The sequence below is a fragment of the Nitrospira japonica genome (genome assembly GCF_900169565.1).
In the GTDB taxonomy this organism is placed as follows: Bacteria; Nitrospirota; Nitrospiria; order Nitrospirales; family Nitrospiraceae; genus Nitrospira_C; species Nitrospira_C japonica_A.
Genome location: NZ_LT828648.1, coordinates 1,899,044 through 1,920,623 on the forward strand (window position 1 = coordinate 1,899,044; position 21,580 = coordinate 1,920,623).

A 21,580-nucleotide genomic window follows, 5' to 3' on the forward strand; every position below is an offset into this window, starting at 1 on the left:
CGGACGTGGACAAGATTGTGATCAATGGGGGCGTCTCTCTGAAGGGGCGAGTCCGGGTCAGCGGGGCCAAAAACTCCGCTCTGCCGATCCTCGCGTCGACGATTCTGGGCGGCGGGGAATGCATGATCAGCAATGTGCCGCGCGTCGTCGATGTGGTGACCATGGGCAAACTGCTGGGAATTCTTGGGGCCAAGGTCACGCAAGAAGCCAGTCGGGTCGTCATCAAGGCGGATGTCATCAACTCGACCCAAGCTCCGTACGAACTGGTCAAGACGATGCGCGCGTCCATACTCGTATTGGGTCCCCTCCTTGCGCGCTGGGGGCAGGCCACCGTGTCGTTGCCGGGCGGATGCGCCATCGGCTCTCGTCCCGTGAACATGCATCTTGCCGGGCTTACCAAGCTGGGGGCGGAGGTGTGGGTCGAGCACGGCTATATTCATGCGCGAGCCAAACGTCTGACCGGCGCAGCCATCTATTGCGACGTGCCGACCGTGACGGGCACGGAGAACTTGATGATGGCGGCGTCGCTCGCTCAGGGCACCACCGTAATCGAAAATGCCGCCAAAGAGCCGGAGATTGTGGACCTGGCCGATTTCCTCACGAAACGCGGCGCGCGTATTATCGGAGCCGGCACGGATATGATCACCATCGAAGGAGTTCGGGAACTTCGAGGGAGCGACCACGAAGTCATTCCGGATCGTATCGAGGCCGGGACGTACTTGGTCGCCGGTGCGATCACCAGAGGCTCGATTTCCGTCGATCGATGTCGCCCCGACCATCTTGAACCGGTCATCGCCAAACTACGAGAGACGGGCGCGGACATTCGCGTGGAGAAGGAATCGGTGCATTTGAATGCGGGAGCATCAGGCCGCCCGGACGGTGTCGATATACGAACCATGCCGTTCCCGGGGTTTCCGACCGACATGCAGGCACAAATGGCGGCACTCATGGCAGTTGCCAGGGGAACCAGCATCATCACCGAAACGGTGTTCGAAAGCCGGTTCATGCATGTGGAAGAATTGAGGCGGATGGGAGCCGATATTCGTGTGGAGGGCAATCGTTTGATGATCACCGGGTGTGAACGCTTGACCGGCGCTCCGGTGATGGCGTCCGATCTTCGCGCGAGTGCGGGGCTGATCTTGGCGGGGCTGGCGGCAGAGGGGACCACCGAGGTGCTGCGAGTGTATCATCTCGATCGCGGCTACGAAGATATCGAAGATAAGCTTCGGGGACTCGGAGCCGTCATCGATCGCCGTGCAGCCTAGTGTGCGGTACTCGTTGTCCGGATGAATGGATGGGATCTCATGCTGACTGTCGCGCTCTGCAAAGGTAAGTTGATCGAACCGGCGCTTGCCTTATTCGGACGAGCCGGCTATGCCGGGGCCAGGCTGGCCACGGAGAGCCGCCGCCTGGTATTTGCCTGTCCGGAGATCGGAATGACTTTCTTGATCGTCCGCCCTACCGACGTCCCGACCTACGTGGAACATGGAGCGGCGGATGTGGGTATCGTGGGGAAAGACGTGTTGTTGGAACAGGACAGTGATGTCTATGAGCCGTTGGATTTGGGGTTCGGAGCGTGTAGAATCGCGGTCGCGGCGCTCCGCGGGCAGGATTCTCGTGACCGGCTTTCCTCCAAAATTCGGGTGGCGACGAAGTATCCGAGAATTACCGAACGGTATTTCAACCAGCGCGGAGTGCCTGTCGAGATCATCAAGTTGTATGGGTCGATCGAGCTCGCCCCCCTCGTGGGCCTTGCCGACCGGATCGTGGATCTGGTCGAGACCGGCAATACGCTCAAGACGCACGATCTGGTCGAGGTCGAGTGCATTGCGACGTCGACGGCGCGTCTGATCGTCAATCGAGCCAGCCTGAAACTCAAGCATGCCACGGTGACGGAACTCATCCAAAAACTTCGAAGAGCCGCGATGACGCGGCGGCCTTCCACCTCCGTGACCGCGAACGGACGGAACCGAAGCAATCAAAAGACCAAGCGGGTGCCTGCATGAAGATCGTTGCCTCGACGGATCGGGCCTTTGTTTCAGCCTTGAAAAAGGTCGTCTCGCGCGCCAGGATGCAGGGAGCCGCCGTTGAAAGAACCGTGCGCACCTTGCTGCAGGCGGTCGAGCGAGGCGGCGACGCGGCGGTGTTGCGCTATACGAAGCAGTTCGACAAAGTTGCTCTCAAGGCAAGTGAACTCAAGGTGACGTCCGAAGAGATCAAAGACGCCTATCACCGTATTCGAAAGGACGAAGGCGACGCTCTACGGTTTGCGGCACAACGGATTGCCGCATTTCACGAGCGGCAGCGCACGAAGACCTGGATGTATCAGGACGGCGAAGCCACGTTGGGCCAGGTCGTGACGCCGATTGACGCCGTCGGCCTCTACGTCCCGGGCGGCAAGGCGGTGTATCCGTCGACGGTTCTCATGAGCGCTATTCCTGCAAAGGTCGCGGGAGTCTCCCGCATCGTGATGTGCACACCGCCGCAGAAGGACGGGATCAATCCCTATCTGCTCGTTGCAGCGGATATCGCCGGCGTGACGGATATTTTTCGCGTCGGAGGGGTTCAAGCAGTCGGGGCATTGGCGTTCGGGACCAAGTCCATACCGAAGGTCGACAAGATCGTGGGCCCCGGCAATATTTACGTGGCCACGGCCAAGCGTCTCCTGTACGGAACGGTGGGCGTCGACATGGTGGCGGGTCCGAGCGAATTGCTCGTGGTCGCCGACGGCGATGCGAAGCCGGCGCATGTGGCGGCGGACTTGTTGTGCGAGGCCGAGCACGACGAAGACGCCCAGGTGTGGCTCGTGACGACGTCCGCGTCTCTGGCGAAAAATGTCGGAAGACTGTTGGAGCAACAGCTCCGGGGGTTGCAGCGGGAGAAGATCGCCGCCAAGTCCGTTGCAAGGCATTCCGTGGCGTTCGTGGTGACCACCATGGACGAAGCCATTGAGGTGGCCAACCAGATCGCTCCCGAGCATCTCACGCTTTCGGTTGATCAGCCATTCGACTACTTGGAAAAAATTCGCCATGCCGGAGCGTTGTTTCTCGGGCGATACACTCCGCCCTCCGTGGCCGACTATATTGCCGGACCGAATCATGTGCTGCCGACCGGGGGAACCGCGAAATTCTTTTCCGCATTGTCGGTGCTCGACTATCTGAAAGTGAGCAACATCGTGCATTACACGAAGGAAGAGCTGAGCAAGGTGAAAGATCATCTTATCCGATTCGCTCATATCGAGGGCTTCGACGCCCATGCGAAGTCGGCTCAAAGCAGGTTTGCATGAAAAAAAACGGCGGGCCTTCGCGACAGGCTTCCATTCATCGGGCCACTAAAGAAACGGATATCCGCGTCGAATGGACATTGGACGGCAGCGGGCAAGGGACGATCGACACCTCCATCCGGTTCTTCGATCACATGCTCGAATTGCTGGCTCGGCACGGATTTTTTGATCTCACGGTCAAGGCGAAGGGTGATATCGATATCGACGAGCACCATACGGTCGAGGACGTGGGGATCGTCATGGGCAAAGCTCTGCACCAGGCCTTGGGCGAAAAGGGCGGCATCAAGCGATTTGGATTCGCGTCGGCTCCGCTGGACGAGACGTTGGCGCAGGTGACCGTTGATTTGAGCGGCCGGCCATTCTTGGTCTATAACGTCAATCTGCCTGACCGCAAAATCAAATCATTCGACCTGGGATTGTTCGAGGATTTTTTCCAGGCCTTTGTGACGCATGGGGGACTCAATCTGCACGTCAACCTGCTGTACGGACGGAACCCGCATCACATCATGGAAGCGATCTTCAAGGGTCTGGCGAAGGCGCTTGATCAGGCGACCACGGTGGAAGAACGTCTGGCAGGTCACGTCTTGTCGACGAAGGGTACGTTATAGTGGATCCCTTCCATTCCGCGTACTCGAGACAGGCTGCTCTGGAATTCTTTTCTGAGCAGTTACGTTGTGATGAGACCGGCAGATTACCCGATCGGCCGTAACAATTTACACTTCTCCCAACACCGCCTTCGTCGTTTTGAAGTGAAGTTTTGCCACGGTTCCCAGCCGATCCCGCCCATGTTTTTTGACCACCATCCTCCCCGCGAGTTCGACGCTCGGTGAAGCGCCTTTGGGCAGGGTGGTGCCGACGTCCTCCGACAGCCGCTTCAGTCGCATCAAAAATTCCGCGCGTGCCAGAACAGATGCCGCTGCGACGGCGAGATCCGATTCCGCTCCAGTGCGCTGTTGCAGAGTGATGGTCCGGCCTTTGGCCTGCAAGGCGTTCAGGATAAGGCGTTCGTCTCCGAATTGATCGGAGATGGCCAAGCTGCATGGCACCCGCTCGAGCAGGTTCTCTAGGGCTTTGGCATGTCCCCAGGCGAGCAGCCGATTGAGGTTGCGGATCTTGGTATACAGTTCGTTGTACTTCTGCGGACCGATCGCAATGATGCTGTGAGGACAAATGGTTTTGATATCCGGGGCCATTTCCAGAATCCGCCCGTCGGATATTTTCTTACTGTCCCGGATCTGGATCAACGTGAGTTCCGCCTGAGTGGTCGCATCGACGAACACCGCGGCGATGACGAGCGGGCCGAAATAGTCTCCTTTCCCCGATTCGTCGATTCCGATGCGTTCGATTACGGGCCCCGGCATGTCGTCGGATTGAGTTCGCCAAGTCACAGGTAGAAAACGTCGCAGTGGGGCGGTAATCTACCAGAGCCGCCCAGGGCGGTCAATTTTGACGCGTTGTTCAGAAGGAGGATGGTGATGGCCGTAGCACCACGTCGTGGTGGCATTTGGTGTCTGGTCGTTTATTGTGTCGTCGTGACAGTCGGATTGCTTGGATGCGAAAAGAATCCATACACGGGACGGTCTCAACTGCTCATGACCTCCGTGGGGGAGGAAATGGAGATGGGCGCTCAAGCCTATTCGCAGGTCAAGAGCGATCCAAAAATGAGGCCTTCTCAGAATCCTCGTGAGATCGAACCCGTCAAGCGCGTTGCGGCCCGCATCGTGGAAGCCGCGAGGCGGTCCAAATATGGGGAAATGGCCAAACAGTTTCAATGGGAAGTGACGGTGATCAAAGACGACAAAACGGCAAATGCCTTCGCCCTTCCTGGGGGGAAGTTGGCGGTGTACACGGGGATTTTTCCGGTCGCCAAGACGGAAGCGGGATTGGCCGCGGTCATGGGGCACGAAGTCGTACATGCTCTGGCCCGGCATGGGGCCGAACGTATGAGCCAGGAGCAATTGGCGAACGCCGCCGTGCAGGCTGCGGGAGCAGCGGTGGGAGCCTCAGGGGGAGGAGGCCTCCTCTCCCAGGGGACGATCGCGGCACTCGGCGCAGGCGCTCAGGTTGGCGTGTTGCTGCCATTCAGCCGGCAGCATGAATCGGAAGCAGACTACATCGGCATCTTGCTCGCTGCCGATGCGGGCTATGACCCCAGAGAATCCATTGCACTGTGGGAGCGCATGGAGCGGATGTCGGGAGGAGGCGGACCAGCCGAGTTCTTGTCCACTCATCCCAGTCATGGGACAAGAATCGAGGATCTCAAGAAAGCCATGCCGGAAGCGCTCAATATCTATAAGACGCGGCAACCAGTGCCTGCCGCTGATTTGCCGGGAGCTGGGGGCTGATCTGAGCCGTATCCCGCGTTGGGCGTGCCTGCGCCGGTCTTTCGTAGGGATAGCCCGTTTCATCGATCGCTGAGACAATGCGCAGCGGTGAAGGGTTCTATCGACAAGAACGGGAGGGTCCCATGGTTTCTCGATACGGACCGCGAGTGCCGGTGGTCGGTCAGGCCGTTCTGGCCGGCAGCCATACGTCCTGTGAAGGCCGGGTCCTCGATCTCTCGGTTCCCGGCTGTCTCATCGAATGTCCGCATCGATTGCACGTCGGAGAGTATGTTCGACTCCGGGTCTCGTTGCCCGACGGAGGGGCGGCCATGACGGTATCCCTGGCCGCCGTGCGCTGGGTATGCGGAAATCGCGTGGGATTGGAATTCATTCGGTCTTCCAATGCGGACCAACATCGTCTGAACGCATTCGTCAGTCGCCACGATCCTCGAAGTGCGGTTCCGATGGGTCGGGTCTTGAAGTGGAAGGAATCCATCACGCTTCTTGGTGCGTCAGGGGACTGAGGAATGTTTCTGCGTTACCTTCAATGAGAAGCATAACGGCTTGAATCCGTCAACGCCGTTTCCTATACTGGCTCTGCGCGAGGGGGAAGACCGGGGGATCGCTCATCGCGGAACGCGATGAGAGGAAAGTCCGGACTTCACGGGCAGGACGCTGGGTAACACCCAGGCGGAGCAATCCGACACCAGCACCACAGAGAACAGACCGCCGATGGCCAACGCGATGAGATCTCTCATCGTTGCGGCACAGGTAAGGGTGAAACGGTGGGGTAAGAGCCCACCGCGGTGGTGGTGACATCACCGGCAGGGTAAGCGTCGTCCGATGCAAGGCCAAATAGGAAGACACCATCGGTTCTTTTCGGAGAGCCGGTGACCAGCTGGCCCGGCTGAGGTCTTCGGGTAGGTCGCTTGAGGTTCGGGGTAACCCGAATCCCAGAGAAATGATCTCCGCCGACTGAGAGCATATCCTGGTCGGCACAGAATCCGGCTTATAGGTTTTCTCCACCGCGCGCATCATTTCGCACTCCTCCGTACCACGTCCAACCTCGAAATCGCTCTATTGACCTGTCACAGGTGGGATGATAGGATCTCGGATCTTTCCCATTGTTTTTTCAGAACATTCTGAACGATTGACGAATAAGGTGTACGGTAACGCACCTGCGTCTCTTCGTATCTCCTTCCCCATGGGGGTTCATGGGTGGGAGAGAGGAGGTCCGGTATGAAGCTGACGGGCGCCGAAATTTTCATCGAATGTTTAAAACGCGAAGGCGTCAAGACGCTCTTTGCGCTTCCCGGAGGCGTGGTCCTCAAGATTTTCGACATGCTGCATCAGCAGAAAGACATCGAGGTCGTCTTGACCCGCCATGAACAAGGTGCGGGTCACATGGCCGAAGGCTATGCCAAGGCCACCGGCAGAGCGGGTGTCTGCCTGGTCACCTCAGGTCCGGGCATGACCAACGTCATCACCGCGCTGGCCGATGCCTATATGGATTCCGTTCCGTTGGTGTGTTTTAGCGGACAGGTTCCGACGAACTTGATCGGCAACGATGCGTTTCAAGAGGCCGACAATGTGGGGCTCAGCCGCCCTTGCACGAAGTATAACTTCCTCGTCAAGGACGTGAATGATTTGGCGTCCACGATCAAGGAAGCATTTTACATCGCGACGACCGGACGTCCCGGTCCGGTGCTCGTGGACATCCCGAAAGACGTATCGATGGAAAAGGCCGACTTTACCTATCCGAACTCTGTTTCGATCCGTGGCTACAATCCCACGTACGAAGGGAACAAGTGGCAGATCAAGCAGGCGGCGGAAGCGATGATGAAGGCCAAGAAGCCGGTCCTCTACGTGGGCGGCGGTGTGGTGTTCTCCGGCGCATCCCAGGAATTGATCGAGTTGGCCGAGTTGACGCAGATTCCGGTCGATATGACGTTAATGGGCCTCGGGGCCTTCCCCGGCGAGCACCCGCTTTCCATGGGTATGCTGGGCATGCACGGCACCTATCAAGCGAACATGGCGGTGCATTACGCTGACCTCGTGGTGGCAATCGGAGCGCGGTTCGACGATCGCGTCACGGGAAAGGTCGCGGAATTTTGTCCCTACGCAAAAATCGTCCATATCGACATCGATCCGACATCGATCAGGAAGAACATTCATGTTGATATCCCAATCGTGGGGGACTGCAAAGCCGTCTTGCGTGAACTCACCCAGATTCTGAAAGCGACGGTGAACGGCGAGCAGAGGGAACTCCGCAAGGCATGGTGGGATCAGATCCGTGAATGGGAGCGTGCGCATCCCCTGACCTACCAACAGGAGAAAGACGGTCCGATCAAACCGCAACACGTGATCAAGAGACTCTATGAATTGACGAAGGACCGTGATCCGATCGTTGCAACGGACGTCGGTCAGCATCAGATGTGGGCCGCCCAATATTTCAAACTCTCGAAGCCCAATCGATGGCTCACGTCGGGGGGATTGGGAACGATGGGATTCGGTTTCCCTGCCGCGATGGGAGCGCAAGCGGCGTTCCCGGGCCGGTTAGTCCTCTGCATCGCCGGAGACGGGAGTGTGCAGATGAACATGCAGGAAATGGCCACCGCCGTGGTCAGTAAACTGCCTGTGAAAATCATCGTCCTGAACAACCGGTTCCATGGCATGGTTCGGCAGTGGCAGGACTTGTTTTATGAGGGCAGGTACGCATCCAGCTATCTGGATACTACTCCCGATTTCGTGAAGTTGGCCGAAGCCTACGGGGCCGTCGGCTTGCGAGCCGGAAAAGTCGGTGAACTGGATGATGTTCTGAAGGAAGCGATTGCCGTCAATGGGCCGGTCATTGTAGACGTCCCGACGCATCCCTACGAGAACGTGTATCCCATGATTCCCGCCGGAGGGTGCAACCACGAAATGATTTTGGAAGATCCGCCGGAATTGAAAAACAAACAATTAGGTGGCGCCGCAAAGGCAACCCCTGAAGGCAAAGATACGATTCTTACCGCCTAGGCAATCACGGCGGCCGATGGTCGGCCGTCCGTGTCGGAGCGCGAGACGCATGGAACACATCATTTCTGTCACGGTCGAAAACAAGTTCGGCGTGCTGTCACGCATCGCCGGACTCTTCAGCGGCCGAGGGTTCAATATCGAAAGTCTGTCGGTCGCGCCGACATTGGACCCCTCCATGTCCCAGATGACGATCGTCACATCCGGCGACGAGCGGATCGTCGAGCAAATCGTCAAGCAGTTGAATAAGCTCATCGACGTGATCAAGGTCGTCGATTTGAACGAGAGCGACTTCGTTTCCCGTGAAACGGCGTTGATCAAGGTCCATACCAGGCAAGAGGATCGGGCCGAGGCGCTGAGGATTGCCGATATTTTCCGCGCGAATGTCATCGATTCCACGCCCTCGACCTATACGATCGAGGTCACGGGTGATCCGGCGAAAATCGAAGCCATCATCAATCTACTGCAGCCGCTAGGGATCAAGGAGCTGACCAGAACCGGGCGGGTGGCGGTGGCGCGTGAACCTCTTCGGTCCGCCGCGGTTCAACCCAAGAAGATCGCCCGCGAATAAGCGTGGTCGACACTTAACAGTCCCCCAGCAACATTTTATTGTCATCCAGGAGCCAGCGATGAAGATCTATTATGACAAGGATGCCGACCTTCAACACATACGGAACAAGACCGTGGCGGTCGTCGGATATGGCAGCCAAGGGCACGCTCATGCGCTCAACATGAAAGAGAGCGGAGTCTCGGTCGTGATCGGCCTGCGTGAAGGCGCTTCCTGGAAAAAGGCCGAGCATAGCGGATTGAAGGTCATGCCCGTTGCCGATGCGGTGAAAGCGTCGGACATCGTCATGATCCTTGCCCCGGATGAAGCGCAGGCGGCCATCTATCGCCAGGAGATCGCACCGAACTTAAAGCCCGGCGCCTATCTCGCATTCGGTCATGGATTCAACATCCATTTCGGACAGATCGTTCCGCCTCCCTCGATCAATGTGTTCATGGTCGCTCCCAAAGGGCCTGGACATTTGGTACGATCAGAGTACACGAAGGGAAGCGGCGTGCCCTGTTTGTTGGCTGTGCATCAAGACCCGAGCGGAACCACGCGGCAGGTGGGCTTGGCCTATGCCAGCGCGATCGGCGGCGGACGTGCCGGCGTCATCGAAACAAACTTCCGTGAGGAAACAGAAACTGACTTGTTCGGCGAACAGGCGGTGCTGTGCGGCGGGCTGACGTCGCTCATTCAGGCCGGATATGAGACCCTCGTGGAAGCCGGATATTCGCCGGAGATGGCCTATTTCGAGTGTTTACACGAGGTCAAGCTCATCGTGGATCTGATCTACCAGGGTGGGATCGCAAACATGCGATATTCCATCAGCACGACCGCCAAGTACGGAGATGTTACACGTGGGCCTCGGGTCGTCACGGAACAGACCAAGCAGGAGATGAAACAGATCTTGCGGGAGATCCAGGAAGGACGGTTCGCGAAGGAATGGGTCTTGGAGAACCAGGCCAACCGTCCGGTCTACAACGCATTGCTGGCCAAAGGTGAAGCTCATCCGATCGAGGCTGTCGGTGCTCGGCTGCGGGCGATGATGCCCTGGTTGAAAAAAGATCAGTTGGTCGACAAGAACAAGAATTGATGAGGGCTTCGGCTTCCCTCACGCGCTCTATCGGCTGAGGATTAGGATCTGCTGGAACAGTCGGCGGCGCGTGTTGAGGGTGCGCAGCCGAGGCGGTTTCTCGTTGGGGGCGGAGGTCTTTCGTGGCCGATCGTGCCGTCGGCATCCCAGTTGCCAAAGAAGGAATTCCCTTCATCGCGGTCGCCGCCGGCGGTACACTGGCGACGGGATGGATGGGCTGGCCCATTGCAGCGGGAGCGGCAGGGCTGTTGACGCTGTTCGTCTCATGGTTCTTCCGCAATCCACCCCGGACCATTCCGCAGGGAGCACGGCTCGTGGTTGCGCCTGGCGATGGAAAGGTCATTGCCGTCGAAGAAGAGTTCGAACCTCGTTACCTCAAGGATCGCAGTATCCGAGTCACGATCTTCTTGAATGTGTTCGATGTGCACATCAATAGAATTCCGTGCGAAGGGACCGTCGAAAACGTGCAGTACCAACCGGGACAGTTCCTGGTGGCCAGCAAACCCGAAGCCACGATTAAGAACGAACAAAACGCTTTGATGATCAAGGCCGGGCAAGGAGCGAAGGTTCTCTGCGTTCAGGTGGCCGGCTTGATTGCGAGACGGATCATTTGTTGGGTGTCGCCGCCGGAACGGGCGGTGCTGGGTGAGCGGTTCGGATTGATTCGGTTCGGGTCTCGTATGGATACATTCCTCCCGCTGGGATCAGTGATCAAGGTCGCCGTCGGCGATCGCGTGAAGGGTGGGGAGTCCATCCTGGGAGAACTGCCATGAAGACTACTGGACTGCGCCAGTCGTTCGCCAAAGGCGGGAAGCGTCATAAAGCGGCGATGCATTTGATCCCGAACCTGTTCACGACGGGGAACTTGTTCTGCGGTGTATTCGCGATCCTGTCGGTCTTTAACGCAAACTACCTGGCCGCCGCAGTGGCGATTCTGGTGGCCATGGTGTTTGACGTTCTCGACGGCAAATCCGCTCGCTTGACCAACAGCACCAGCCATTTCGGCTTGGAATACGATTCGCTTTCCGACGTGGTGTCGTTCGGCGTCGCTCCTGGTCTGCTCATCTATTCATGGGCGCTCAGTGGACAGGGCACGTTCGGCATTGCGGTCATGTTTGCCTACGTGGCCATGGGTGCGGTGCGTCTCGCGCGATTCAACGCTTCAGCGACTGCCTCGGACGGAAAGTATTTCACCGGACTGGCCATACCGGCTGCCGCAGGCGTCGTGGCCTCTTTGGTAATTTTCGATCATCACGTCGTGCGAACCGGCTCGGAAATCAAGCCGATCTTGGTGCTGATTATCACCCTGGTTTTGTCGTTTTTGATGGTCAGCACTATCAAGTATCGGAGTTTCAAGGACTTGAAGTTCCGAGGTGGTCGCCACATCACCTATCTAGTATGGGGCATCCTGACCGTGGTACTGGTGGCGGCGTGGCCCCAGGTTATGCTATTTGTAATCTTCGCCGGGTACGCACTGCTCGGTCCCGTCGAGCGGCTGATCACCTTAGTGACGAGGACGGGAAAGCAGATACAGCCGAAAAAGGAACAGCCGGCGGTCGAATCAAAGTTCTAGGGCGACGACGAGGAGTAGTAGGTCATTCGTCGAATCAAGAGAGCTGGTGGGTGGTGCAAACCAGTTTCGACGACGCCGAACTCGCCTCCGAGCCAGAGTCCATGAAACACGAGTAGTGGATTCCGCCTGGCCCCGTAAGGGCTGAATGAAGGATCTGGATAAACAGTATCCGGGTCGAATCAGGGTGGTACCACGAAGCGCCTCAAAGCCTTCGTCCCTGGGTTCTAGGGGCGAAGGCTTTTGTCTTTTTAAGCTGCTGAAAAGCCTTCCTGCGTATTCTTAGTCGTCCCGACCCTCAACGTACCGAAGGCGTATGTGTCGGGTTCGTGCTCCTGCGGCAGTGCAGAAGGAATGTGTGAACAGCTTGTCAGGTGGAGGTGATGCGATGACTCGTATGATCAGAATTTTTGACACGACCTTACGCGACGGAGAGCAATCTCCCGGTGCAAGCATGAACGTGGAAGAAAAGATCATGGTGGCAAAGCAGTTGGCCCGTCTTGGCGTCGACATCATTGAGGCGGGGTTTGCCTACAGCTCTCCGGGGGATTTCGAAGCCGTGCATCGGATCGCCCAGGAGGTGGAAGGTCCGACGATCTGCAGTCTTGCCCGTGCGCGTCCCGAAGACATTGAGCGAGCCTGGGAAGCGCTCAAGGGTGCGCCGAAGGTGCGCATTCACACGTTTCTCTCGGCTTCGGACATCCATTTGAAGCATCAATTCAGAATGACGCGGGAAGAAGCGAAGAAACGGGCGGTGGCGATGGTCCAACTGGCAAGGAGCTACGTGGAGGACGTCGAATTCTCCCCGATGGACGCCAGCCGTTCTGATCCTTCTTACCTGTACGAGGTTATTGAAGCCGTCATTGCCGCGGGGGCGGGCACGATCAACATTCCCGACACCGTAGGATATGCTGTGCCGCAAGAGTTCGGCAGGCTCATCCGGGGAATCCGCGAAGCTGTGCCCAACAGCAGCCGGGCCGTGATCTCGGTCCATTGCCATAATGACCTCGGATTGGCGGTAGCCAACAGTTTGGCGGCCATCGTGGAAGGGGCCGGTCAGGTGGAGTGTACGGTCAATGGCATCGGTGAGCGTGCCGGCAATACCTCATTGGAAGAAGTTGTGATGGGATTGCGGACGAGGAGGGATTGGTATCAGGCGGATACGCAAATCCGAACGGAGGAAATCTCGAAGACCAGTCGTTTGGTGAGCAAAACCACCAGCATGGTCGTGCAACCCAACAAGGCCATTGTCGGCGCAAACGCCTTCGCGCACACGTCCGGCATTCATCAGGACGGCCTGCTGAAAGACAAGACCACATATGAAATCATGAGGCCGGAATCGGTCGGCTTGGTCGAAAGCAAGATGGTCATGGGGAAACTATCGGGACGTCACGCGTTTCGTCAACGAATCGAGGAATTAGGGTATAAGTTGACGGATGAGGAGGTCAACCATGCCTTCGAGCGGTTCAAGAAGCTGGCGGACCAGAAAAAGGAGATTTACGAAGAAGACCTCGAGGTCATCGTCTCCGAAGAACTGGCCAAGATGGCCGATCGAATCACGCTGAAATCGTTTCGCGTCGAAAGTGGCACCAATCAGGTGCCGACCGCGACGGTTGAGCTGGAAATCGATGGGAAGGCGATCATCCGGACCGGTACGGGTGACGGGCCGGTCGATGCGGTCTATCGGACTATTGCCGCCATTACATCGACGAAGAGCACGCTATTGATGTACGTAGTGAAAGCCATTACGGGCGGGACCGATGCTCAAGGCGAAGTATCCGTGCGCGTTCAGGAGGACGGCCGGACCGTATCGGGACATGGAGCCGATACCGACATTATTACCGCCTCAGCCCGTGCATACCTGAGTGCCTTGAATAAACTGGCCTGTCTGACGGCCAAACAGGTGCAGGGTGAGGAGAAAGTGAACTTGATTTGAACTGGGACGCACGGTAGAGTGATCGACTCGCTGAGCCTTGCCGCGGGAAGGGGAGTGGTCCGTGCTGAAGGTCACGCTTTCGGAGCGTCCGGAATTTTTGGCCGGAGACCATACCCGACTTCGTGAAATCTTTCACCCGGCCAAACACCATCTGCAATTGGGGTACAGCCTCGCGCACGGGACACTGGACCCGGGTCAGCGTTCCAAGCGGCACGTCCTGAAGTCGTCCGAGGTGTACTACTTTATCGCCGGAAGAGGGCGGTTTCTCCTCAATAATCGAGAGATTCCGATCGAGGCAGGCACGACGCTGTATGTCCCGCCTGGCGGCGAGCAGTCGCTGGAGAACACGGGCAGTCAAGTGATCGAATTTCTGTGCCTGGTGGATCCGGCTTGGAAAATGGAAGACGAGCAGGTGTTGGAGTAACGCCTGTCAGCCAAAGGAGTCGAGTGACGTGAAAGCCAAGATTGCAGTGCTCGCCGGTGACGGTGTCGGCCGGGAAATTGTTCCCGAAGCGGTCAAAGTGCTGAAGGTGGTGGCGGAGAAATTCGGCCACACGTTCGACTTCGCCTATGGCGACGTCGGTGGGCAGGCCATCGACAAGGTCGGAGTGCCGCTACCGCAAGACACGTTGGCTTTGGCCAAACAAAGTGACGCGGTGCTGTTGGGCGCCGTCGGCGGTCCTAAGTGGGAGGGGCTCGAGTACAGCTTGCGACCCGAACGCGCGCTGCTGGGGCTTCGTGAACAGCTCGGGCTGTTTGCCAATCTTCGGCCCGCCAAACTGTATGAAGTCCTGGCCGATGCGTCCACCCTCAAGAAGGAAGTGATCGAGGGCATCGACATCTTGGTGATCCGTGAATTGACCGGCGGGATTTACTTCGGCAAACCGAAAGGGATCGAGGCGCTGCCCAACGGCGGCGAACGCGGGGTGAACACGGAGGTCTATACAACGGAGGAGATCCGTCGTATCGCGAAGGTGGCATTCGAGGCGGCACGCAGGCGGCGCAAGAAGGTGACCTCCGTGGACAAAGCCAACGTTCTGGAATCATCGGAACTGTGGAGACGGGTGGTGATCGCGGTGCAGAAGGATTTTCCCGACGTGGAGCTCAATCACATCTATGTCGACAATGCCGCGATGCAGCTGGTCAGAAATCCTAGGCAATTCGACGTCATGCTCTGCAACAACATATTCGGCGACATTCTCAGCGACGAAGCCGCCATGCTGACAGGATCCATCGGCATGCTGCCGTCGGCAAGCATCGGAGCACAGGTCGGCCTATTCGAACCCATTCACGGCAGCGCCCCCGACATTGCCGGAAAAAACATCGCCAATCCGATCGCGACCATCGCCTCGGCCGCCATGTTGCTGTCGTACGCATTCAAGTTGGACCGAGAGGCGCACGCAATTGAGGAAGCCATCGTGAAGACCCTGGATCTGGGGTATCGCACGAAGGACATCCATAGCGCCGGTAGTCGGCTGGTTGGAACAACCGACATGGGTGAAGCCGTCGTCCGGAACCTCAAGTAATCGGGACCTATGATGCCGAGAGAACTGACACGAAAGGCCGGCGCGATTAATACGGTTGCCGGAACGGGGGATGGAGCGATGTCGGGCGACGGCGGTTCCGCGGTGTCGGCTTGTCTGAACGAACCCAAGTCGGTGGCGTTCGACACCCGCGGCAATCTTATCATTGTTGATTCCGAGAACCATGTTATCCGCAAAGTCGACCGGTTGAGCGGAGTCATCGTGACGGTCGCGGGTTACACCGAGCCGTTCCAGCGCCGAGAGGACCCAGTTCAGCCCGAGGGCGGAAGTATCCCAATGGAGGAGGATCCGTTGGCGGAGCAGACCTCGGGTGCGCAAGCTTTTGCGCATCAAACCGATTTGAGCGGAACCGTGCGCTATGTCATCAACGGCGGCGGCCCCTCCATGCGATTCGGCGGAGACGGTGGGCCGGCCATCAAGGCCTTGTTAAATTTTCCCACGGCGGCCGCGGTGGATGCGGACGGGCATCTGTATATCGCGGATACCATGAATCATCGAATCCGGCGGGTCGACGCAGCATCCGGTCGAATCACCACGATCGCGGGTGTGGGGCAGCCTCGATTCAACGGGGATGGAGGACCGGCCGAGGCGGCGGGCTTGAATGAACCGAGCGCCCTGGCCATCACCGCTTCGTCGATACTCTACGTGGCGGATCAGAACAACAATCGAGTCAGAGCCATCGACCTGCATACCGGCCTGATCCGCACGGTCGCGGGAACCGGGGCCGCGACATACAATGGCGACGGGATCCCTGCCATCGAGGCCGCGCTGGCAGGTCCCAGCGGTCTCGCCGTTGGCGCGGACGGGACCCTGTTCATCGCCGATACGTTCAACGGGAGAATTCGTTCCGTCGATCCGGATACCGGCATGATTCAGACGGTCGTCGGAGACGGAGGGGCCTATCGCTACCAGGGACCGGCGGAACCTGCCTCCAGCAGCCTGGCTAGACCGTACGGGATCGCGCTCAGTGCCGATGGCCAGCTCTTCATTTCGGATTCGGACAACCATCTTATCCGGAGATGGAATCCCGCGACGGGCCGTCTGGATCGGTTGGCAGGGGTGGGCGTGTCGGCCTATGGCGGCGACGGGGGATTGGCCTTGGATGCGAGCCTGAATTATCCGTTTGGGATTGCCATGGCGGCGGACGGAGGGCTGTTCATCGCTGACACCTTTAATCATCGGATCCGTGAAATCGTCTTGTAACCGGCGGGGGGCATGTGAAGAAGAAATCGAAGTACGTCCTGGGCATTCTCGGCGCAACGGGGGCTGTGGGGAAGGAAACGCTGGACATTCTCGACGAGCGAAAATTTCCGCTGGAATCCTTGCGGCTGTTCGCGTCCAAACGATCCGCCGGGGAGGTCCTGTCTTGCCAGGGGCGGGAATGGAAAGTGGAGGAATTGACCCCGGAAACATCTTTCGCCGGAATCGATTTCGCCCTGATTTCCGCCACGGATGCCATCAGTCGAGAATATGGAGCCCGATTGAGCGCGGCCGGCATTCTGGTCATCGACGACAGCGGAGTCTTCCGCATGGAGGATGATGTCCCGCTGGTGGTTCCGGAAGTGAATCGGCAGGCGTTACGGTCAATGCCCCGACGAATCGTGTCGATTCCGAACTGTACGACGACTCCGTTGGTCATGGCGTTGAAGCCGCTGCAGGAGGCGGCCGGAATCAAGCGGGTTGTGGTCACGACGTTCCAGTCCGTTTCCGGGACCGGGGCGGCGGCAATGGATGAACTGATGAATCAGACCAGAAATCTCATGGCCTTTCGTGAGGCCAAGGCGGAGGTGTATCCGTATCAGATCGCCTTCAATCTGTTGCCGCATATCGGATCGTTCAACGAGGGTGGTGATTGCTCCGAGGAGATCAAGATCATGCGGGAGACGAGAAAAATTTTGGAAGCGCCCGCGCTCCGTCTCACTGCCACCACCGTGCGTGTGCCGGTCTTGCGGTGCCACTCAGAGGCCATCAATGTGGAACTGGAACGTCCTCTCAAGCCGCACGACGCGCGGGCCGCGTTGGCCGAGATGCCCGGGGTATTGGTATATGACGATCCGTCCAAGAAGCTTTACCCTATGCCACTGGATGCCACCGGGAAGGATGATGTGTTCGTCGGACGTATCAGGGAAGACGAGTCGACCGCCAATGGATTGAATCTCTGGGTGGTGTCCGACAATCTCCGAAAAGGGGCCGCTCTCAATGCCGTGCAGATTGCCGAGTGTTTGACGGAACACTGATGGCCGAATGGGCAAGCCTCGGGAAGGTCCTCCTCGGGATTGGGGCCGTCATTGCTTTGGTGGGGTTGCTGTTGTTGCTCTCAGACCGCGTCCCCGGCCTCGGTGGTCTTCTTAGCCTGTTCGGCCGCCTGCCAGGGGACATTTCCTTCAAGCGCGATAATTTCAGCCTCTATATTCCCCTCGGTACCAGTCTTGTGCTCAGTATCCTGTTGAGTTTGGTATTCTATTTCCTGTCATGGATGTTTCGACGGTGATCTCGATTTGCCGATGGGGCATGGCGGTTGTCGTGGGGGTGCTCGTGACCCTCGGGACGGCACCGCTGCAGGCTGCGCAATCCTTGCGGGTTCTCCTTGCCGCGGACGTGGTGAAACTCGATGTCCAGTCGAATAGCTCGGTTTGGGTATCCGATTCCAGCCGCCACGGAAAGGCGGTCCGGCCAGCCGTTCGAATCGTGCCGGCCGGAAAAGGGTTTATGGTCAATGGCGTTCGGATGATGCACGAGCAACTGACCCTGCAAGGGGAGCAGGGATTGACTCTCACCTTTGTCAAGGCTGATGGAACTGCGGGTACGAATGGCCGGGGAGCGATCAAGGCGGCAACGATCCAGCGTGTAACGGTCCCGGTCAGCGGCCTTGTCCATGTCGTTCGTCGAGGCGTGGGCGCATTGGTGATCAATCAGGTCGACTTGGAAGAATATGTCAAAGGCGTCGTTCCAGCGGAGGTGAACTCGTCCTGGCACCCGGAAATGTTGAAAGCCCAGGCGGTGGCCGCCAGGACCTATGCGCTTTACCAGCAGATGCTCAGCGCGAACCGGGACTACGATGTTGTGGCCAGCGTGCAGGACCAGGTGTATCGTGGCAAACAGGGTGTCGATGGGGCCGTATTGAAGGCTGTCGAAGAAACGCGAGGGCTCGTACTCACATACCAGGGGGCGCCGATCTACGCGGCCTTTTCCTCGACCGCCGCCGGTTTGACGGAAGACGCGGTCAATGTGTGGTCGAAGGACTATCCCTATCTCAAGGGGGTCGAATGCCCGTTTGACCTGGCATCTCCCTACTACCAATGGACGGCTTCGTTTCGGAAGGAATTGCTTGAGCACAACCTTCGCCAACAGGGATTTCCGATCGGGATGATCACCGCGCTGACTCCTTCGTCGTTTAGTCGAGGTGGGCGGGTGGCCACATTGCGCGTTGCCCATACGGAAGGAGAGCTCATATTACGTGGCGAAGAGCTGCGGAAAGCGGTCGGGTACATGGTGGTGCCGAGCACGCAGTTTACCGTCGAATCCGTGGGATCTGAGATTGTGCTGTCTGGTTACGGAGCGGGTCACGCCGTCGGCATGTGTCAGTGGGGTGCCAAAGAGTTGGCCGAATTGGGCTATCCTTTCTCTACCATCCTGAGCTATTACTACCCCGATACGCAATTGCAGGATATGGCGCTGACGAAGGCGCCGATCCCTCCCTCTTCCTGATGCAGGTCGCAGAGTTCGATTTTCCCTTTGATCCAAGGCTCGTCGCGTCGGAACCCGTCCTTCCGCGGGATCAGGCCAAGCTATTGGTCTTGCCGGCGAGCCACCGCTCGTCCCATTCGATGATGCATCATCGAGTCGCGGATCTCCCGCACCTCCTGGCTCCGGGTGATTTGATCGTCGTCAATGACACCAAAGTGATGCCGGTTCGTCTCACCGGCCGAAAGCAACCAACCGGAAACGCCGTCGACATCTTGTTCGTCCGTGAAGTGGCAGAAGGATTATGGGAAGTGTTGATCAAAGGCCGGCTCCGGCCTGGTCAGAGAATCGATCTCGGGGTCGACGGCGTTCTCGAAGTTCAATCTCGCGACCGGGTTCGGACGGTGGTCCGTCTCGATTGCGCCATGTCACCGCGAGAGTTCTTTGCTCGGTGGGGCATGATGCCGCTCCCTCCGTACATCGACCGGGCACCCGGCGACATGGACCGTGAATGGTATCAAACGGTGTTCGCTCAAGAGGAAGGAGCGATTGCGGCGCCGACGGCCGGTCTTCACTTTACACCGGAACTATTGACTCGACTCAACCAAGCGGGAATAGGAGTGGCGAGGGTGACTCTGCACGTGGGCATCGGGACATTTAAACCTATCACGACGGATCATGTCGAAGACCATCGGATGGGTTCCGAATGGTTCGAGGTAGGAGCGGAGACCGTTCAGGCCATCGCGCATACCAAGGAGAAAGGCGGGAGGATCGTGGCGGTCGGTACGACCGTCGTGCGCGCACTGGAAACGGCGGCCGCTCGTCAAGGCGCGTTGGGGCCGCAACGTGGAGAAACAAGCCTTTTCATCACTCCCGGATTTTCCTTCCAAGTCGTCGATGCGTTGATGACCAACTTTCATCTTCCCAAGACGACGCTGCTCATGTTGGTGTCGGCCTTTGCCGGGACGTCATTGCTGCGTCAAGCGTACGAGGAGGCTGTACGGGAACGATACCGGTTCTACAGTTACGGCGACGCCATGCTGATACTGAAATCGTGACAAGTTTCGTCCGACAGCTTCCGGTGTGGGCCTTGCCAAAGACGGTTCGCGTCGGTCCAGGTCATTCGTTTGGACGAGGAAGACCGTGCTGTGACGAGGCAGAGTATTGGGTGAGCGTTACAGCAATTCGCGATGAATCGTGATGGGAATGATGGCCTTCAAGGATTGCGTGTAGGCCATGAGCGCACGCTGCTGCTTTTGAAACAAGACGTCCTGCATCGCGCGATCCTTCGCCGCGGCTGCTTTGGAGGGATCGGACTCGGGTTGTCTGATCACGAGTGCTTGGGCTTCGGCCAATTCGGCCGGTGTCAGGGTGACCGCTTCACTGATCATCATCCTTGCCCGATTGCCAAGCAGTTCCTTGGCCTCGATGGACTCGAACAGCGAAGGCGTCAAGTGGTTGGCCGCTAGAAGGCGTTGATAGAGGTCGGGATCGAAGGCCCCGTTCTTCTGAAACTCCGGGATTTGCATGATCGCATCACGGAGATCCTCATTGCTCACGGTCAATCCCATATTCTTGGCTGCCACGAGCCACACGCGGTTGTCGATCAATTGTTCGACTACGACCTGTTTGATGGTTTCATCCTTGAACTCCCCGGGCAGCTTGTCTTTGTAAAATCGATACGAGTTCTCATAGGCACGCCTGAACTCGTCATGCGAGACGGTGAGGTCTCCGACGGCCGCCACGACCGAGCCGCGCTGCTCCCCGAATCCCCACCATCCCATCGTGATGACGAAGGCGATGGCCAGAATTCCCATGATGGACTTGAGCAACCAGGGATAGCTGTGGGAAGCCTCTCTCATCAATTTGATCATGTCGGCTCCTGTAATTCTACGGAAATGAATTGTACAGACCCGTTTCTCCGATGGCAAGTGCGGAGGCTGCGGTTCCCATCGGAAAACCGGCGACGTGACGACGCAGGAGTCCGTGGATTCCGGAAAGTGAGGTTTGTGCTTTCGTTTGTGCTAGGTAGTCGGATTTGTTATACTTTGCCGAATTGTAGGGAGATTCTTTGGCTGCCGAATCTGGCGAGGTTCATCTCTTCGGTTTCAGTACCGGGATGTATCCGAAAGCTCAGGTCCTCAATCGATTCATTGCCAAGTTGATCGACCTATTCATCGTGGCGGGCGCGGCAAGCCTGATCGATCCCGTCGGGTTTCTCGGAGGACTGGCCTATGTCCTGGTGGGAGACGGGTTCGCGGGCGGTCGCAGCATCGGAAAGCGGCTCATCGGTCTCCAGACGATCCTCCCCGATACACGTGTGACGGCAGGATTCAGGGAATCGATCATTCGCAATGTCCCGTTTGCAGTCGCGCAAATGGCGTTCATCGTTCCGTACGTCGGTTGGATCCTGTCGGCCGTGATCATCGCGTTTGAAGCCGTCCTCATTATCGGGAATGAACAGGGCCGACGCATCGGCGACGAATTGGCTGGTACTCAAGTATTGGACGTCGGACGGTTCGCGTTGCCGGATTGAAGCGGCGTTCCGTCGGTCGGCGCGCAGTTTGAAAAGGGAGAATCC

The 21,580-nt window shown here is 58.0% G+C and carries 22 protein-coding genes, 1 other RNA gene and 1 other annotated feature; of the genes, 21 read left to right on the forward strand and 2 right to left on the reverse strand.

What is annotated here, in order from left to right:
• The first annotated feature begins 5 nt into the window (after positions 1 to 5).
• Genes murA through hisB form a run of 4 tightly spaced genes read left to right on the forward strand, consistent with a single transcriptional unit; the run spans position 6 to position 3,891 of the window.
• On the forward strand, positions 6 to 1,265 hold the full coding sequence (gene murA / locus NSJP_RS09105) for a UDP-N-acetylglucosamine 1-carboxyvinyltransferase (protein ID WP_080886593.1): 1,260 nt from the start codon (positions 6 to 8) through the stop codon (positions 1,263 to 1,265).
• Between the two features lie 39 nt (positions 1,266 to 1,304).
• Positions 1,305 to 2,006, forward strand: a complete 702-nt coding sequence (gene hisG, locus NSJP_RS09110) for an ATP phosphoribosyltransferase (protein WP_231989525.1) — start codon at positions 1,305 to 1,307, stop codon at positions 2,004 to 2,006.
• Positions 2,003 to 3,286 (forward strand): histidinol dehydrogenase, encoded by a 1,284-nt coding sequence (gene hisD, locus NSJP_RS09115; RefSeq protein ID WP_080886595.1) that lies wholly within the window; start codon positions 2,003 to 2,005, stop codon positions 3,284 to 3,286. The genes hisG and hisD overlap by 4 nt, the downstream gene beginning before the upstream one ends.
• Positions 3,283 to 3,891 carry an imidazoleglycerol-phosphate dehydratase HisB gene (gene hisB / locus NSJP_RS09120; protein WP_080886596.1) on the forward strand — a complete coding sequence of 203 codons (609 nt, stop codon included), beginning with the start codon at positions 3,283 to 3,285 and terminating at the stop codon, positions 3,889 to 3,891. Before hisD ends, hisB begins: the two co-directional genes overlap by 4 nt.
• Positions 3,892 to 3,996: 105 nt before the next feature.
• On the opposite strand, the gene rnhC is transcribed toward hisB, so the two are convergent.
• Positions 3,997 to 4,644, reverse strand: a complete 648-nt coding sequence (gene rnhC, locus NSJP_RS09125; protein WP_080886597.1) for a ribonuclease HIII — start codon at positions 4,642 to 4,644, stop codon at positions 3,997 to 3,999.
• A 114-nt stretch (positions 4,645 to 4,758) separates the two neighbouring features.
• Between rnhC and NSJP_RS09130 the strand changes: the two genes are divergently transcribed.
• The 16 genes from NSJP_RS09130 to queA all read left to right on the forward strand — a co-directional run bounded on the left by NSJP_RS09130 (position 4,759) and on the right by queA (position 20,057).
• Positions 4,759 to 5,628, forward strand: coding sequence for a M48 family metallopeptidase (locus NSJP_RS09130; RefSeq protein ID WP_080886598.1), 870 nt, complete (start codon positions 4,759 to 4,761; stop codon positions 5,626 to 5,628).
• Positions 5,629 to 5,750: 122 nt separating this feature from the next.
• Complete coding sequence (locus tag NSJP_RS09135; RefSeq protein ID WP_172834251.1) at positions 5,751 to 6,131, forward strand: PilZ domain-containing protein; 381 nt, start codon at positions 5,751 to 5,753, stop codon at positions 6,129 to 6,131.
• Positions 6,132 to 6,213: 82 nt separating this feature from the next.
• Positions 6,214 to 6,635: RNase P RNA component class A (gene rnpB, locus NSJP_RS09140), an RNA gene on the forward strand.
• Between the two features lie 211 nt (positions 6,636 to 6,846).
• Positions 6,847 to 8,625 (forward strand): biosynthetic-type acetolactate synthase large subunit, encoded by a 1,779-nt coding sequence (gene ilvB, locus NSJP_RS09145; protein ID WP_080886600.1) that lies wholly within the window; start codon positions 6,847 to 6,849, stop codon positions 8,623 to 8,625.
• Between the two features lie 49 nt (positions 8,626 to 8,674).
• Complete coding sequence (ilvN, locus tag NSJP_RS09150) at positions 8,675 to 9,193, forward strand: acetolactate synthase small subunit (RefSeq protein WP_080886601.1); 519 nt, start codon at positions 8,675 to 8,677, stop codon at positions 9,191 to 9,193.
• Positions 9,194 to 9,251: 58 nt separating this feature from the next.
• On the forward strand, positions 9,252 to 10,265 hold the full coding sequence (gene ilvC, locus NSJP_RS09155; RefSeq protein ID WP_080886602.1) for a ketol-acid reductoisomerase: 1,014 nt from the start codon (positions 9,252 to 9,254) through the stop codon (positions 10,263 to 10,265).
• A 122-nt stretch (positions 10,266 to 10,387) separates the two neighbouring features.
• Entirely contained in the window at positions 10,388 to 11,038 is a 651-nt protein-coding gene (locus NSJP_RS09160) for a phosphatidylserine decarboxylase family protein (RefSeq protein WP_080886603.1), read from the forward strand.
• Positions 11,035 to 11,838: a CDP-diacylglycerol--serine O-phosphatidyltransferase gene (pssA, locus tag NSJP_RS09165; RefSeq protein WP_080886604.1), complete on the forward strand. Its 804-nt coding sequence runs from the start codon at positions 11,035 to 11,037 to the stop codon at positions 11,836 to 11,838. Before NSJP_RS09160 ends, pssA begins: the two co-directional genes overlap by 4 nt.
• Positions 11,834 to 12,060, forward strand: a binding site (T-box leader). It overlaps the preceding gene by 5 nt.
• Before the next feature lie 163 nt (positions 12,061 to 12,223).
• On the forward strand, positions 12,224 to 13,771 hold the full coding sequence (locus NSJP_RS09170) for a 2-isopropylmalate synthase (RefSeq protein ID WP_080886605.1): 1,548 nt from the start codon (positions 12,224 to 12,226) through the stop codon (positions 13,769 to 13,771).
• Between the two features lie 61 nt (positions 13,772 to 13,832).
• The gene (locus tag NSJP_RS09175) at positions 13,833 to 14,195 is read left to right on the forward strand and encodes a cupin domain-containing protein (RefSeq protein ID WP_080886606.1); all 363 of its coding nucleotides are present in this window, start codon (positions 13,833 to 13,835) and stop codon (positions 14,193 to 14,195) included.
• 28 nt (positions 14,196 to 14,223) lie between these two features.
• Positions 14,224 to 15,297 (forward strand): 3-isopropylmalate dehydrogenase, encoded by a 1,074-nt coding sequence (gene leuB, locus NSJP_RS09180; protein ID WP_080886607.1) that lies wholly within the window; start codon positions 14,224 to 14,226, stop codon positions 15,295 to 15,297.
• A 9-nt stretch (positions 15,298 to 15,306) separates the two neighbouring features.
• On the forward strand, positions 15,307 to 16,518 hold the full coding sequence (locus NSJP_RS09185; RefSeq protein ID WP_080886608.1) for an NHL domain-containing protein: 1,212 nt from the start codon (positions 15,307 to 15,309) through the stop codon (positions 16,516 to 16,518).
• 14 nt (positions 16,519 to 16,532) lie between these two features.
• Positions 16,533 to 17,552, forward strand: a complete 1,020-nt coding sequence (locus tag NSJP_RS09190) for an aspartate-semialdehyde dehydrogenase (RefSeq protein WP_080886609.1) — start codon at positions 16,533 to 16,535, stop codon at positions 17,550 to 17,552.
• Positions 17,552 to 17,806 carry a DUF2905 family protein gene (locus NSJP_RS09195; RefSeq protein ID WP_080886610.1) on the forward strand — a complete coding sequence of 85 codons (255 nt, stop codon included), beginning with the start codon at positions 17,552 to 17,554 and terminating at the stop codon, positions 17,804 to 17,806. The genes NSJP_RS09190 and NSJP_RS09195 overlap by 1 nt, the downstream gene beginning before the upstream one ends.
• A gap of 20 nt (positions 17,807 to 17,826) precedes the next feature.
• Positions 17,827 to 19,023, forward strand: coding sequence for a SpoIID/LytB domain-containing protein (locus NSJP_RS09200; protein WP_172834252.1), 1,197 nt, complete (start codon positions 17,827 to 17,829; stop codon positions 19,021 to 19,023).
• Positions 19,023 to 20,057 carry a tRNA preQ1(34) S-adenosylmethionine ribosyltransferase-isomerase QueA gene (gene queA, locus NSJP_RS09205; RefSeq protein WP_080886612.1) on the forward strand — a complete coding sequence of 345 codons (1,035 nt, stop codon included), beginning with the start codon at positions 19,023 to 19,025 and terminating at the stop codon, positions 20,055 to 20,057. The genes NSJP_RS09200 and queA overlap by 1 nt, the downstream gene beginning before the upstream one ends.
• Positions 20,058 to 20,174: 117 nt before the next feature.
• Here the strand turns inward: queA and NSJP_RS09210 are convergent, their stop codons facing one another.
• On the reverse strand, positions 20,175 to 20,873 hold the full coding sequence (locus NSJP_RS09210) for a SurA N-terminal domain-containing protein (RefSeq protein ID WP_080886613.1): 699 nt from the start codon (positions 20,871 to 20,873) through the stop codon (positions 20,175 to 20,177).
• A 197-nt stretch (positions 20,874 to 21,070) separates the two neighbouring features.
• On the opposite strand from NSJP_RS09210, the gene NSJP_RS09215 reads away from it, so the two are divergent.
• On the forward strand, positions 21,071 to 21,535 hold the full coding sequence (locus NSJP_RS09215) for an RDD family protein (protein ID WP_080886614.1): 465 nt from the start codon (positions 21,071 to 21,073) through the stop codon (positions 21,533 to 21,535).
• Positions 21,536 to 21,580 lie beyond the last annotated feature (45 nt).